This is a genomic window from Lysinibacillus sp. EB106-09-02-XG168, from assembly GCF_058791475.1.
The window spans coordinates 548,283-563,292 of record NZ_JBYTDN010000003.1; the positions used below are offsets into that span (position 1 = coordinate 548,283).

Consider the following 15,010-nt stretch of genomic DNA (forward strand, 5'->3'; position numbering starts at 1 on the left):
GACTTGAGACCGCGAGGAGAGGAACGAAAGGCTAAAGGCATCACGTTGAAATAAAATAACTACTTTGAAATCTAGCGCGCTAAAAAAGCCGATTTGTCATCAAAAAACATGATGCAAATCGGCTTTTTTGGTATCTGAATACAATTAAAAGACAGATTTATAATATAAATGAATAAATCTCTTTAGTGGTTATTGGCCTGTATTGGAAATTCAGGGTGGCTTTTCTTCTTGTAAAATGTAAGAATATAAAATTATCAGAAATATTTCCGTTTTATGTTGACTGAATGCTCACTCATTTATTAGAATAGGAATATAATGATTGAACTAGCAAATTCACTACAAAGAGAGAAACTTACGACAAACTAAAGGGGGGACCAACCATGAGTCCATTAGTAATTGCAAACATTGTTCTAACAGTCGTGGTTGTGCTTTATGCAGTAGGGTTATTTTTCTATCTGTTAAAAACACGCTATAAGTTTGTGCAATTGGGGAAAAAGGTTGAGTTTGATGAAAGTGTTCAAGAACGAATTCGTTATCTTATGGTCAATGTACTTGGCCAAAATAAGCTATTAAAAGATCCGAAGAGTGGTTTAATTCACGTTATGTTCTTCTATGGATTTTTGATGGTGCAGCTAGGTGCCATTGATTTAATTTGGAAGGGGTTAGCACCTGGATCACATTTGCCGCTTGGCATTTTCTATAGTGTGTTTACATTCTTCCAAGAGCTTGTAGTATTAATGATTTTAGTGGCGGTTGTGTGGGCATTTTACCGTCGTTATGTAGAAAAGCTAGTACGGCTAAAACGAGGCTGGAAAAATGGGCTTGTTTTAATATTCATTGGCGGGTTAATGGTATCCACATTGCTTGCAAATGGTATGGGACTAATTTGGCATGGTGAAGAACTAACTTATACAGAGCCAGTTGCTTCTGGCATTGCTGCTATTTTTAGCTTCTTACCAGCATCAGCAGCGGCAGTTGTTTTCTATGTAATGTGGTGGGCGCACTTATTAATTCTATTAACATTCTTAGTGTATGTACCACAGTCGAAGCACTTCCACTTAATTGTGAGTCCGATCAATGTGTACATGAACCGTTTAGATCGTACAGGTACTTTAACACCAATCGATTTTGAAGCATTAGAAAATGCTGAAGATGAAGAGGATATTCCAGCAATTGGTGTTGGACGTATTCAAGACTTCACACAAAAACAAATGCTAGATTTATATTCTTGTGTAGAGTGCGGACGCTGTACGAATATGTGTCCAGCGTCAGGGACAGGGAAAATGCTATCACCGATGGATTTAATCGTGAAGCTACGTGATCATTTAACATTTACAGGTGCTGTTGAGACAAAGCAAAAGCCTTGGGTACCTTATCAATTCTTTGCTAAAACAAAGGGGAATCAGTTAGCGATGGCAGCTGGTGCTGATGGGGCAGTTATTGAAGATATCTACAGCCCTTCTTTAATCGGAGAAGTCATTACAGAAGAAGAGATTTGGGCATGTACAACTTGCCGAAACTGTGAAGATCAATGTCCTGTTATGAATGAGCATGTCGATAAAATTATTGATTTACGTCGTTACTTAACAATGACTGAAGGAAAAGTAAATCCTGATGCACAACGCGCGATGACAAATATCGAACGTCAAGGCAATCCTTGGGGCTTAAACCGTAAAGAAAAAGAAAATTGGCGTGACCTAGATCCAACAATTCATATTCCAACAGTGAAAGAGCTGAAAAAATCAGGCGAAGAAATGGAGTATTTATTCTGGGTAGGCTCAATGGGTGCGTTTGATAACCGCTCACAAAAAATTGCCTTAGCATTCTGTCGTCTATTAAACGAGGCAGGCGTGAAGTTTGCGATTTTAGGAAATAAAGAGAAAAACTCTGGGGACACTCCTCGTCGTTTAGGAAATGAGTTTTTATTCCAAGAGCTGGCGACAGCGAATATTGATGAATTTGAGAAAAACGACGTGAAGAAAATCGTTACGATTGACCCTCATGCTTACAATATCTTTAAAAATGAATACCAAGACTTTGGCTGGAAGGGCGAGGTCTACCACCATACTGAACTATTGAATCAATTGATTGATGAAAATCGTCTAGCGTTAAATTACGAGGTTCATGAAACGATTGTGTTCCACGATTCTTGTTATTTAGGTCGTTATAACGATGTTTATGATGCACCACGTGAGATTTTACGAGGTATTCCAGGTATTAAGCTTGTGGAAATGGAGCGTAATCGTGAGGAAGCAATGTGCTGTGGTGCAGGTGGAGGCTTAATGTGGATGGAAGAGCATGTCGGTAACCGAATTAACGTAGCAAGAACTGAGCAAGCTTTAGCAACGAACGCTTCAGTTATTTCTTCTGGATGTCCTTACTGCTTAACGATGCTTGAGGATGGTACGAAGGCAAAAGAGGTTGAGGATACAATCGGTACATTCGATGTTGCAGAACTATTGGAGCGTTCAGTATTTGGTGAAAAAGTGAAAGCTGTCGAAGAGTCTGTTGAAGAAGTAGCGGATGTAATGGTTGAAGAAGTAGTAGCTTCTGTGGACAGTGTCGAACAAAACGAGAAAGCGGAGACTAGCGCAGAAAAATGATGATTATTGCAGAAATATTTTAGTTATCTGAAAAATATAAATTGCACAATAAATAATTGTTTTGTAGAATAAGATTAAATGGAAATGGGAGTTAACTATAACTTCTTTCAGCGGGTATTTGAACACTCGCTGAAAGAAGTTAATGCCTCCGGCGGATGTCACGGAATCGGAAAGGAGTTCTTTGTGCAAGCACAAAGCCGATTCTGGACGCAATTATGCCGAGGCATAATTGATACTCCCATTTTTCATCGATAGAGGTCGAGCGAGCGTTCAGTCAACATCAATGCTCTTATACTTCTTCTAGAACGTAAAACAAAAGGGGTGTTTTACTTGAATAGAGCAGTAATTTTAGCAGGGGCAAGAACCGCATTTGGTAAGTTTGGTGGTTCACTATCAGCATTAAGCGCTAGTGATTTAGGTGCGATCGCCATAAAAGGGGCACTTGAGAAAGCGAATATTTCGCCTGATGAAGTGAATGAAGTAATTTTAGGCTCCGTTTTACAAGGGGGACAGGGCCAAATTCCTTCAAGGCAGGCTGCGATCAAAGCAAGCTTACCAATAGCAGTGAAAACAGAAACGATTAACAAAGTTTGTGCGTCAGGGATGCGTGCTGTAACACTAGCGGATCAGCTAATTCGATTAGGGGACGAAGAAGTAATAATCGCTGGTGGTATGGAATCTATGTCCAATGCACCGTATTATCTACAAAACGGTCGAATAGGATTACGCATGGGCGATTCAACAATGGTAGATGGCATGCTATATGATGGCTTAACATGTGCTTTCGATAAGACAAGGCCGCATATGGGAAGCTACGGTAATGTAACGGCCAAAGAATATTCGTTAAGCCGTGAGGAGCAGGATGCTTGGTCTGTTCGCAGTCATGAACGTGCACTTGCAGCAATTGAGAAAGGTTACTTTGCTGAAGAAATCATACCTGTGGAAATTCCACAACGTAAGGGAGAGCCGCTTCATGTCGATACGGACGAGGCACCAAGAGCTGGTACAACAATAGAGGTACTTGCAAAACTCAAGCCAGCCTTTGACAAGGATGGAACGATTACAGCAGGTAATGCACCTGGCGTTAACGATGGGGCATGTGCCTTAGTAGTAATGAGTGAGGAACGTGCAGCGCGTGAAGGAAGAGAGCCGCTTGCGGTGATTATCGGCCATGAAGAGCTTGCGATTGAACCAGAGAACTTCCCGCAAACACCAGGGCTTGTCATTAACAAATTACTTAAAAAGACGGGGAAATCATTAGCTGACATTGATTTGATTGAAATCAATGAAGCATTTGCAGCAGTAGCTCTTGTCAGCAAGCAACTTGCGGATTTAGATGCGGAAAAGGTCAATGTTAACGGTGGTGCAGTTGCGTTAGGTCATCCAATCGGAGCATCTGGAGCACGCATTATTTTAACACTTGCTCATGAATTAAAACGTCGTGGCGGTGGTATCGGAATTGCTGCTATCTGCTCAGGTGGAGGGCAAGGCGATGCGATTATGATTGAAGTACCGAAAACAGGGGGACACGAATGATGGGAATTCAAAAAGTAATGGTTATTGGTGCAGGGCAAATGGGCTCTGGCATTGCACAAGTTTGTGCACAAGCTGGCTATGATGTCAAACTGAACGACATGAAACAAGAATTTTTCGAACGTGGTTTAGGAGTCATTACGAAAAACCTAACACGTGATGTCGAAAAGGGGCGTAAAACTGAGGATGAGAAGGCAGTCATTTTAGGTCGTATTAATATGTCACTAGATTTACAGGATGCTAGTGATGTAGATATTATCATCGAGGCAGCTGTGGAAAATATGGAAGTGAAGCAATCCATCTTTAAGCAAATTGATCAGATTGCACCGGCCCACGCCATTTTAGCTACGAATACATCATCTTTACCAATTACGGAAATTGCAGCTGTTACAAATCGTCCAGAGCAAGTGATTGGTATGCACTTTATGAATCCTGTACCTGTTATGAAGCTTGTAGAAATTATTCGAGGGTTAGCTACTAGTGATGAAGTCTACAAAGCAGTTGAAGACATGACAGTAAAACTTTCGAAAACGCCAGTGGAAGTAAATGACTTCCCAGGTTTTATTTCGAATCGTATTTTATTACCAATGATTAATGAAGCGATCTACGCATTGTATGAAGGAGTAGCGTCGAAAGAAGCCATTGACGATGTGATGAAGCTCGGCATGAATCATCCGATGGGTCCATTAACATTGGCAGACTTTATTGGCCTTGATACATGTCTATCCATCATGGAGATTCTACATGATGGCTTAGGTGATAGTAAATATAGACCTTGTCCATTGCTTCGTAAATATGTGGCAGCAGGATGGCTAGGTAAAAAATCCGGAAGAGGCTTTTACGTTTATGAATAATCCTATGGGGATGGGACGATTCAAATGAAATGCTACGGGACAACGTACAGGGGTGACATTATAGATGCATTTACAATTTACAGATGAACAAATAATGATGCGTGATATGGTTCGTAATTTCGCTCAGGATAAAATTGAACCGTGGGTAGAACGTATGGAAGCAGGAGAGTTTCCACGTGAACTCCTTGCGCAAATGGGAGAATTAGGTTTAATGGGGATTACAACGCCTGAGGAATTAGGCGGCTCAGCGATGGATTTCACATCGTACATAATTGCAATTAATGAACTATCAAAGGTTAGCGCAGTAATGGGTGTTATTTTATCCGTGCATACTTCGGTTGGAACAAACCCTATCATTTATTTCGGTAACGATGAACAAAAGAAACGCTATGTTCCAAAGCTTGCCGCGGGTGAATATTTAGGGGCATTTTGTTTAACAGAGCCTAGCGCTGGTTCTGACGCTGGCTCTTTACAATCCAAAGCGGTGCGAGATGGAGATGAATATGTCATCAATGGATCCAAGGTGTTTATTACAAACGGTGGAGAAGCAGATGTTTATATTGTCTTTGCCTCAACGAATCCTGCTGAAAAAACACGTGGTATTTCTGCATTTATAGTTGAAAAAGGAACACCAGGCTTAATCATAGGTAAAGATGAACATAAAATGGGCTTACACGGCTCACGTACAGTTCAACTAACATTCGACAATTGTCGCATTCCAGCCGCAAACCTTCTTGGGGAGGAAGGGGAAGGCTTTAAAATTGCAATGGCTAACTTAGACGTTGGACGTATTGGAATCGCAGCTCAATCTCTAGGCATTGCCGAAGCGGCGCTAGAGGCAGCTACTGCGTATGCAAAAGAACGTGTTCAATTTGGAAAGCCTATTGCAGCGCAACAAGGGGTTGGATTCAAGCTTGCTGATATGGCAACTGCCGTAGAGTCAGCAAAATTACTAGTCTTTCGAGCAGCAGATTTACGCACAAAAGGGTTGCCATGTGGAGCCGAGGCCTCGATGGCGAAACTTTTTGCCTCTCGTACAGCCGTGCAAACAGCGATAGATGCTATACAAATTTTTGGTGGCTATGGCTATACAAAAGATTATCCTGTAGAACGGTATTTCCGAGATGCGAAGGTGACAGAAATATACGAGGGTACAAGCGAAATTCAAAAGCTAGTCATTAGTAAACAATTACTTAAATAAAGTCTGATGTTATTGCGAAGTTGATTTTTCAAGGATGATTGACGATTGCACAGGGAAGACCGTTAATCCCGCGAAACATCATCACATCTAGAAATCAACAAAACTGAGTCTAACGAAAAAGGGGAAATGGACAATGAACTTTCAATTAACAGAAGAGCATGAGCAATTACGTGAAATGATTCGTGATTTTGCTATTAATGAAGTAGCACCAACAGCAGCTGAACGTGACGAGAACGAAGAGTTTGACCGTGCAATTTTCGATAAAATGGCAGAGCTAGGCTTAACAGGTATTCCGTGGCCAGAAGAATACGGCGGTGCAGGCTTTGATTATCTTGCATATGTCATTGCAGTTGAAGAATTATCACGTGTATGTGCTTCAACAGGGGTAACTTTATCAGCACATACTTCACTTGCGGGTTGGCCGATTTTTAAATTCGGTAATGAAGAACAAAAACAAAAATACCTTCGTCCAATGGCAGAAGGTAAACATATCGGTGCTTACGGCTTAACGGAGCCAGGATCAGGTTCAGATGCTGGTGGCATGAAAACATATGCAAAGCGTGATGGCGATGATTATATTTTAAACGGCTCGAAAATCTTCATTACGAACGGTGGAGTAGCAGATACATATGTTGTATTTGCAGTAACAGATCCAGAAGCTAAACATGGCACATCTGCTTTTATCGTTGAAGCAGGCTTTGAAGGCTTCTCGGTAGGGAAGAAGGAGAAAAAACTAGGTATTCGTTCATCTCCTACAACTGAAATTATTTTTGATAACTGTCGCGTTCCGAAAGAAAACCTGCTTGGAGCTGAGGGAGAAGGCTTCAAAATTGCGATGACAACACTTGATGGAGGACGTAATGGTATTGCCGCACAAGCTCTGGGGATAGCTCAAGGCGCATTGGATGCAGCGGTTGAATACGGTAAAGAGCGTGTGCAATTTGGTAAGCCGATTACTGCCAACCAAGGTGTATCCTTTAAGCTTGCAGATATGGCAACTCAAATTGAAGCATCTCGACTGCTTACATACCAAGCTGCTTGGTTAGAATCAAATGGTTTACCTTATGGTAAGGCGTCAGCAATGGCAAAATTAATGGCTGGGGATACGGCGATGAGTGTAACGACTGAGGCGGTTCAAGTCTTTGGAGGATATGGTTATACGAAGGATTATCCAGTTGAGCGCTTCATGCGTGATGCAAAAATCACACAAATTTACGAAGGTACACAAGAGATACAACGACTTGTTATCTCTCGTATGTTGACAAAGTAACGTATGACAGAAAAAGATAAAAGACCCCAAGTACAGTCAACAGTAAAAGATGAAAATCTCATCGCCATTCGTCGAGAACAGATGATAGAGGGAGCCATTAAATTATTTAAAGAAAAAGGGTTTCACCGTGCCACAACGAGAGAAATCGCAAAAGCTGCAGGCTTTAGTATCGGAACATTATATGAATATATTCGTACGAAGGAAGACGTCCTTTACCTTGTATGTGATAGTATTTATCACCATGCGATGGGGCGACTTTCAAGTTTTGAGATTAAGGCAGGAACGATTGAAGAGCTAAAGGAAATGATTCGAGAGTATTTCTTGCAAATTGATAGTTTGGTTGATGAGCTGACAATCATGTATCAGGAAACTAAATCGCTGTCGAAAGAAGCACAACGCTATGTATTTAGTAAAGAGTTTGAAATGGTTGCTACTTTTGAGCGATTACTAAAACGCTGTGTGCAATCAGGTGAAATAACGATGACAGATAAACAAATTCACTTAGCAGCAAATAATTTAGTCGTTTCTGGGCAAAGCTGGGCATTCCGTAAATGGGCGCTCCATCGTCAGCACTCGATTGACGAATTTATTGAAATGCAAATAACATTGTTCATTTCAGGCATAAAGGGGTTTTAATAAGTTCTGTAAAGGGGTTGTCGGTAATTGCATAGAGCGACATTGCAATTACCGATTTTTTTTATGAATAGAAAGATGTTTTATCACACAAAGGTGGAATTGATTAAGGGGAGAAAGTGGGGATTTCATATGACAAAGGTAGAAGTATATCGTCCAAAAAATCACGTACGTTTTGTTACGGCATCAAGTCTATTTGATGGACATGATGCTTCGGTTAACATTATACGACGTATTTTACAATCAAGCGGTGTAGAGGTAATCCATTTAGGACATAACCGCTCAGTGGAAGAAGTCGTAAATGCTGCGATTCAAGAGGATGCGCAAGGTATTGCGGTATCATCTTATCAAGGTGGACATATGGAATACTTTAAATATATGTATGATTTGCTACGTGAAAAAGGGGCGCCACATATTAAAATTTATGGTGGTGGCGGTGGTGTTATTTTACCACGTGAAATTAAAGAGCTACATGCTTACGGGATTGCAGGGATTTTCTCACCAGAGGATGGGCGTGTTTTAGGATTACAAGGGATGATTAATGAGAAAATTAAAGGAACTGATTTCCCGACTGCTATAGGTAGCTATCAAGAAAAGCTGGATGCTCTATCGACAGAAACACCTGAAATTTTAGCAAATTTATTAACTGCGGCTGAATCGAATGATGATGAAGAAACGAAAAAAATGCTAGCGGAAGCTCGCAAACGCTCAAAAGGAACGCCTGTATTGGGTATTACTGGAACAGGTGGTGCAGGTAAATCTTCCTTAACGGATGAATTAATTCGCCGTTTCTTGAAAGAGTTTCCGGATAAGCGCGTAGCTATTCTGTCAGTCGATCCGACAAAGCAAAAGACAGGCGGAGCTCTACTTGGTGACCGAATTCGTATGAATGCGATTTTCAATAATCGCGTATATATGCGTAGTTTAGCAACTCGTGGATCTCGTACAGAGCTTACTGCTTCCATTGGAGACGTGCTAGATGTAACGCGTGTAGCGGGCTATGATTTAATCATTGTTGAAACGAGTGGTATTGGTCAGGGTGACGCGGAAATTACAAAATACACTGATCTATCTATGTATGTAATGACAAGTGAATTTGGTGCGCCTACACAGCTTGAGAAAATTGACATGATTGATTTTGCAGATGTGATTGCCATCAATAAATTTGAACGCAAAGGCTCTGAGGATGCACTACGTCAAGTGCAGAAACAATATCAACGTTCACGAGAGCTTTGGGATGAATCGCTAGATAATATGCCTGTGTACGGTACGATTGCTAGTCAATTTAATGATAAAGGAACGAATGCTTTATTTGCTGCATTAGTAAATATCATTAATACGAAGACAGGTAGTCATTGGGAGACGGGCTATGAGCAATTTGCTAAAACTCAAAAGCAAGATGTGATTATTCCAAACGACCGTCGTTATTATTTACGAGAACTCACGGACACTGTGCGTGGCTATCATAAAAAATCAGAGCAACAGGTGGAATTTGCTCGCCGTCTATTCCAATTAGAGGGCTCTATTGAAACGATTAAGGAAAAGGCACCTAATGATGCATTAATCGCATCTCTTGCTTCTTTAGCGGAAGGTGTCAGAGATGAATTAACCGCTGAATCTAAACGTATTTTAGATAATTGGCATGCTTTAAAAGAAGCGTATGCTGGAGATGAATTAGTAACGAAAGTTCGAGATAAGGAAATTCGAACAATTTTAAAGACAACGAGTTTATCTGGTACGAAAATTCCTAAAGTAGCCTTGCCGAAATTCGTAGATTATGGTGAAATTTTACGCTGGGTTTATAAAGAAAATGTACCTGGTGAATTCCCGTATACAGCAGGTGTATTCCAATTTAAACGTGAAGGGGAAGATCCGAAGCGACAATTTGCTGGCGAAGGAACGCCTGAGCGTACGAATAAACGATTCCATTATTTATCGAAGGATGATGATGCGAAACGTTTATCAACAGCATTTGATTCGGTAACGCTATATGGTGAGGATCCAGATTACCGACCTGATATTTATGGGAAGGTTGGAGAGTCGGGTGTTTCTATTTGTACGTTAGAGGATATGAAAAAGCTATATGCGGGCTTTGATTTATGTGCACCATCAACTTCTGTATCGATGACAATTAATGGTCCAGCACCGGTTATTTTAGCAATGTTCATGAATACGGCTATTGATCAGCAAGTGAAACAACGTGAGAAAGAACTGGATCGACCATTAACAGTTGAAGAATTTACGGAAACACGCGAGAAAACATTACAGGTTGTACGCGGAACCGTGCAAGCAGATATTTTAAAGGAAGATCAAGGGCAAAATACATGTATATTCTCAACAGAGTTTGCATTACGTATGATGGGAGATATTCAGCAATACTTTATCGATCATAAAGTTCGTAATTATTACTCTGTATCTATTTCTGGTTACCATATTGCCGAAGCTGGTGCGAATCCAATTTCACAGTTGGCCTTTACATTAGCAAATGGCTTTACGTATGTAGAATATTATTTAAGTCGAGGAATGAATATTGATGACTTTGCGCCAAATCTATCATTCTTCTTCTCTAATGGACTTGATCCAGAGTACACAGTTATTGGACGCGTAGCTCGCCGTATTTGGGCAATTGTTATGCGTGATAAGTACGACGCCAATGAACGAGCGCAAAAATTAAAATATCATATTCAAACATCTGGACGTAGTTTGCATGCACAGGAGATTGACTTTAATGATATCCGTACAACGTTACAGGCGTTAATGGCATTACAGGATAACTGTAATTCATTGCATACGAATGCATATGATGAAGCTATTACAACGCCTACGGAAGAATCTGTACGTCGTGCTATGGCTATTCAAATGATTATCACGAAGGAACATGGCTTAGCGAAAAACGAAAATCCATTACAAGGAGCGTTTATTGTAGAAGAATTAACAGATCTTGTAGAAGAAGCGGTACTAGAAGAGTTTGATCGTATCAATGATCGCGGTGGCGTACTAGGTGCAATGGAAACACAATATCAACGTGGTAAGATTCAAGAGGAATCTATGCACTACGAGATGCTAAAGCATTCAGGTGAGTTACCAATCATTGGTGTAAACACATACTTAAATCCGAATCCGCCTTCTGAAGATGAAATTAACAATATGGAAATTGCGCGTGCATCGACGGAGGAAAAAGAGACGCAAATTCGTAATTTACAAACCTTCTGGAAGCAACATGAAGGCGAGAACGCAGCAGCTCTTGCTCGTTTACAACATGTAGCTGTAAATAACGGTAATATTTTCGCGGAGCTTATGGAAACCGTAAAAGTCGCTAGCTTAGGGCAAATCACGAATGCTTTATACGAGGTAGGCGGACAATATCGTCGTAATATGTAATGATCGTTAACATTTATTCTATTTTGTACAAAATGTTTGTATAGTTTTAAGTGCCTAGTCTTAGGATTAGGCACTTCTTTTTATTTCCGTTATAATAGAAATGTAAAAAAAAGGGGAGACGCGATAGATGATGAAATCGGCTATTAACTACATCATTATTTTAGCTTTGGTGGTAGGAGTTATTTTCCTGTATGATAAGCAAATTGGCGCTGTTCCTTTACTATTATTATCTGTCTATTTATTTTACTTGGGGATAAAAAAGATGCGTGATATAAAAAACAGTAATTGAAGCTAGCAATGAGGATAATACTTTGTATATAATGGGTATTATGCTTATGATGGGAAGTTACTTTTGTGCGGCCTTTTTTTGCTGCGCTCCGAAAATAAAGCTATATAAATTTTAAAACGTCCAATGTGATGAGAGAAAGGAAGTGCACGAATGAATTTTCGTGAAATGACAAAAGAACAATTAGCGGAAGAATCGTTAATTAACTTAGCTTATGCAATTTTAAATGAAAAACGTGCCTCAGTGTCTTTTAATGACTTATTAACAATTATTCAAGAGCTAGTTGGCAATAGTGATGAGGAAATGAAAGCTCGCTTACTACAATTTTACACAGATATAAATGTAGATGGCCGCTTCTTATTTAATCAAGAAACAGGCTGGGGCTTACGTGAATGGTATAAAGTTGAACAGATTGAAGAAGAAACAGCTCCTTCTGTTAAAACGCATAAGAAAAAATCTAAAGCATCTCTTGAGGATGAAGAAGATTTAGAAGAAGATTTAGAAGAAGAAGATATTGACTTTGATGAAGATTATGAAGAATTCGTTGAAGAAGATCTAGACGAAGATGATGAAGACGAAGCAGATGATAAAGAAGATATCGACTTTGATGAAGATGATATAGAAGACATCGATGAAGAAATCGATGAGGATTTTATCGATGAAGATGAAGATGAACTCGAAGAAGAGGATGAAATCTAATTTATTTCAGCAAACGTCCGCTAAAATAAGGTAGTAAGCCTTCTGAGGATGTCATGGAAATCGAGGCGTAATTGATGATAATTACTCTTTGAAATTTTCTTTCTTTTATCCTTGTAGTAAAAAATCTTGACTTCTATCACGGTTACGTTTAATCTTTTACTTGGGCTCCTTATTAAAGGAGAAAGACCGTGTATGTAATACGCTCCCCCTGCAAACCTATGCAGGAGGAGCGTTTTTTTATTTTTTAACTTTATTCAATTAAGTTCTCCCATGTTTATAACTACGGAATGAATAGTAAGGCGCTAAATTATTCATGATGTATAGTAAGCGGTGATTGAATAAAGGTTAAAACTTCCTTCTTTCAGCGGGTGTCCAAACATCCGCTGAAAGAAGTCAAAGCCTCCGGCGGATGTCACGGAAAACCATCGCATCCATGCGCTAACGGCTAACTGACCTGCATCGGTAAAAACGCCACGTCCTGTGGCATTACCGAAATGACCGACATCGTGTCGGCCCTCGTGCAGGCCTAAGCATAAAGCCGACTCCGGACGCAATTATGCCGAGGCATAATTGATTAAGGAAAGTAGAAAAGAGATAGAAACGATTACAGCTTCGAATCGACTACAAGTTTGTAGGCATTCTCGGCTTTTCTTATTTTAGGGATGAGAATTATTTATTTTCTTAGCCTGTCAAAACATTGGCATCAATGCTTAGAATTGGCATGTGACGTGAATGTACTTTTCTTACTAGCAATTTCTAGTACAACATAAGGAGGAATTTTTTCATGACAAAGTATATTTTTGTAACAGGTGGGGTTGTGTCTTCACTTGGAAAAGGGATTGTAGCAGCATCTCTAGGTCGTTTATTAAAAAATCGCGGATTAGAAGTGACGATTCAAAAATTTGATCCATATATCAATATTGACCCAGGTACAATGAGTCCTTATCAACATGGTGAGGTATTCGTAACAGATGATGGCGCAGAAGCTGACTTAGACTTAGGTCACTACGAACGTTTCATTGATATTAACCTAGGAAAACATTCTACAGTAACATCAGGTCGTGTTTATCAATCTGTATTACAAAAAGAACGCCGTGGCGATTACAACGGTGGAACAGTACAAGTAATTCCTCACATTACAAATGAAATCAAAGATCGTATTCAACGAGCTGGTCGCGAAACTAACGCAGACGTAGTTATTACAGAAGTAGGCGGAACAGTTGGGGATATTGAATCATTACCATTCCTTGAAGCAATTCGCCAAATGAAAACGAACTTAGGCCATAACAACGTAATGTACGTTCATTGTACGCTTATTCCTTACATTAAAGCTGCAGGTGAGCTTAAAACAAAACCAACTCAGCATTCTGTAAAAGAATTACGTTCTTTAGGTATTCAACCAAATATTATCGTTGTACGCACAGAGCAAGAAGTGCCACAAGATATGAAAGAAAAACTAGCTTTATTCTGTGATGTACAGCCACACGAAATTATTGAATCTCGTGATGCAGAGCATTTATATGAAGTACCATTAAACCTTCATGCACAAGATATTGATGATATCGTACTTGATCATTTTGGCATTGAAGCACCAGAAGCGGATATGGAAGAATGGCGCGAGCTTGTAGCAAAAGTGAAGAGCTTACCAAATAAACGAAAAGTAGCATTAGTAGGTAAATATGTAGAATTACAAGATGCTTACATTTCTGTTGTAGAGGCATTAAAACATGCAGGCTATGCATTTAATTCTGATATTGAGATTGACTGGATTAATGCAGAGCATGTAGAGGCTGACAATGTTGCTACGCTATTAAAAGGTGCTGACGCTATTTTAGTTCCAGGTGGTTTCGGCGATCGTGGAGTTGAAGGTAAAATTTTAGCGACACAATATGCTCGCGAAAATAATGTACCATTCTTAGGTATTTGCCTAGGTATGCAACTGGCAACAGTAGAATTTGCTCGTAACGTGCTTGGTTTACAAGGAGCGCATTCTACAGAGCTAGATTCACAAACACAATACCCAATTATTGACTTCTTACCAGATCAAAACGATAGTGTAGACATCGGTGGTACATTACGTTTAGGTTTATACCCATGTAAGTTAAAAGAAGGCTCAAAGGCAAGTCAAGCATATGGTCAAGAGCTTGTTTATGAGCGTCACCGTCATCGTTATGAATTTAACAATGAATATCGTGAAGCGATGGAAGCAGAAGGTCTTGTCTTCTCAGGTACAAGTCCTGACGGTAAATTAGTAGAAATTATCGAGTTACCAGAAAATAATTTCTTCGTAGCATGCCAATTCCACCCAGAATTAGTATCACGTCCAAATCGTCCACAGCCATTGTTCCGTGATTTTATCGGAGCAACATTTAAATAATACAAAAAAAGAGTTGTCTCACGTGCTGAGATAACTCTTTTTTTAGCTCTTAGGCAAAACGAGATTATTCCGATAAAACGAGAAAATATTCCGATAAAATGAGACTTTGTTCTGATAAATCTTCAAAGTATTCCTATAAAAAAAAGAGTTGTCTCTAGCGTTGAGACAACTCT

The 15,010-nt window shown here is 39.8% G+C and carries 10 protein-coding genes; all 10 read left to right on the forward strand.

What is annotated here, in order from left to right; all coding sequences use genetic code 11:
• Positions 1–380 precede the first annotated feature (380 nt).
• Complete coding sequence (locus AC3WSO_RS03675) at positions 381–2,603, forward strand: heterodisulfide reductase-related iron-sulfur binding cluster (protein WP_492528816.1); 2,223 nt, start codon at positions 381–383, stop codon at positions 2,601–2,603.
• Between the two features lie 330 nt (positions 2,604–2,933).
• Positions 2,934–4,139, forward strand: a complete 1,206-nt coding sequence (locus tag AC3WSO_RS03680; protein ID WP_492528818.1) for an acetyl-CoA C-acetyltransferase — start codon at positions 2,934–2,936, stop codon at positions 4,137–4,139.
• The gene (locus AC3WSO_RS03685; RefSeq protein WP_492534237.1) at positions 4,139–4,990 is read left to right on the forward strand and encodes a 3-hydroxybutyryl-CoA dehydrogenase; all 852 of its coding nucleotides are present in this window, start codon (positions 4,139–4,141) and stop codon (positions 4,988–4,990) included. The genes AC3WSO_RS03680 and AC3WSO_RS03685 overlap by 1 nt, the downstream gene beginning before the upstream one ends.
• Positions 4,991–5,054: 64 nt before the next feature.
• The gene (locus AC3WSO_RS03690; protein ID WP_492528820.1) at positions 5,055–6,191 is read left to right on the forward strand and encodes an acyl-CoA dehydrogenase; all 1,137 of its coding nucleotides are present in this window, start codon (positions 5,055–5,057) and stop codon (positions 6,189–6,191) included.
• Positions 6,192–6,324: 133 nt separating this feature from the next.
• Positions 6,325–7,461: an acyl-CoA dehydrogenase gene (locus tag AC3WSO_RS03695; RefSeq protein ID WP_197139644.1), complete on the forward strand. Its 1,137-nt coding sequence runs from the start codon at positions 6,325–6,327 to the stop codon at positions 7,459–7,461.
• Positions 7,462–7,464: 3 nt separating this feature from the next.
• A complete protein-coding gene (locus AC3WSO_RS03700) occupies positions 7,465–8,097 on the forward strand; it encodes a TetR/AcrR family transcriptional regulator (RefSeq protein ID WP_197139646.1) in 633 nt (210 codons plus the stop codon).
• A 129-nt stretch (positions 8,098–8,226) separates the two neighbouring features.
• Complete coding sequence (icmF, locus tag AC3WSO_RS03705; protein ID WP_492528822.1) at positions 8,227–11,475, forward strand: fused isobutyryl-CoA mutase/GTPase IcmF; 3,249 nt, start codon at positions 8,227–8,229, stop codon at positions 11,473–11,475.
• 127 nt (positions 11,476–11,602) lie between these two features.
• Positions 11,603–11,764 carry a hypothetical protein gene (locus AC3WSO_RS03710; protein ID WP_170938864.1) on the forward strand — a complete coding sequence of 54 codons (162 nt, stop codon included), beginning with the start codon at positions 11,603–11,605 and terminating at the stop codon, positions 11,762–11,764.
• A 150-nt stretch (positions 11,765–11,914) separates the two neighbouring features.
• Positions 11,915–12,460 (forward strand): DNA-directed RNA polymerase subunit delta, encoded by a 546-nt coding sequence (gene rpoE, locus AC3WSO_RS03715; protein ID WP_492528824.1) that lies wholly within the window; start codon positions 11,915–11,917, stop codon positions 12,458–12,460.
• A 784-nt stretch (positions 12,461–13,244) separates the two neighbouring features.
• Positions 13,245–14,837 (forward strand): CTP synthase, encoded by a 1,593-nt coding sequence (gene pyrG / locus AC3WSO_RS03720; RefSeq protein ID WP_079559380.1) that lies wholly within the window; start codon positions 13,245–13,247, stop codon positions 14,835–14,837.
• Positions 14,838–15,010: the final 173 nt, after the last annotated feature.

What these genes read in the sequence shown, in the direction of transcription:
- AC3WSO_RS03685 (WP_492534237.1), top strand. Translation starts at nt 4,139, where the DNA reads ATGGGAATTCAAAAAGTAATGGTTATTGGTGCAGGGCAAATGGGCTCT.
- AC3WSO_RS03690 (WP_492528820.1), top strand. Translation starts at nt 5,055, where the DNA reads ATGCATTTACAATTTACAGATGAACAAATAATGATGCGTGATATGGTT.
- pyrG (WP_079559380.1), top strand. Translation starts at nt 13,245, where the DNA reads ATGACAAAGTATATTTTTGTAACAGGTGGGGTTGTGTCTTCACTTGGA.
- AC3WSO_RS03700 (WP_197139646.1), top strand. Translation starts at nt 7,465, where the DNA reads ATGACAGAAAAAGATAAAAGACCCCAAGTACAGTCAACAGTAAAAGAT.
- icmF (WP_492528822.1), top strand. Translation starts at nt 8,227, where the DNA reads ATGACAAAGGTAGAAGTATATCGTCCAAAAAATCACGTACGTTTTGTT.
- AC3WSO_RS03695 (WP_197139644.1), top strand. Translation starts at nt 6,325, where the DNA reads ATGAACTTTCAATTAACAGAAGAGCATGAGCAATTACGTGAAATGATT.
- AC3WSO_RS03710 (WP_170938864.1), top strand. Translation starts at nt 11,603, where the DNA reads ATGATGAAATCGGCTATTAACTACATCATTATTTTAGCTTTGGTGGTA.
- rpoE (WP_492528824.1), top strand. Translation starts at nt 11,915, where the DNA reads ATGAATTTTCGTGAAATGACAAAAGAACAATTAGCGGAAGAATCGTTA.
- AC3WSO_RS03675 (WP_492528816.1), top strand. Translation starts at nt 381, where the DNA reads ATGAGTCCATTAGTAATTGCAAACATTGTTCTAACAGTCGTGGTTGTG.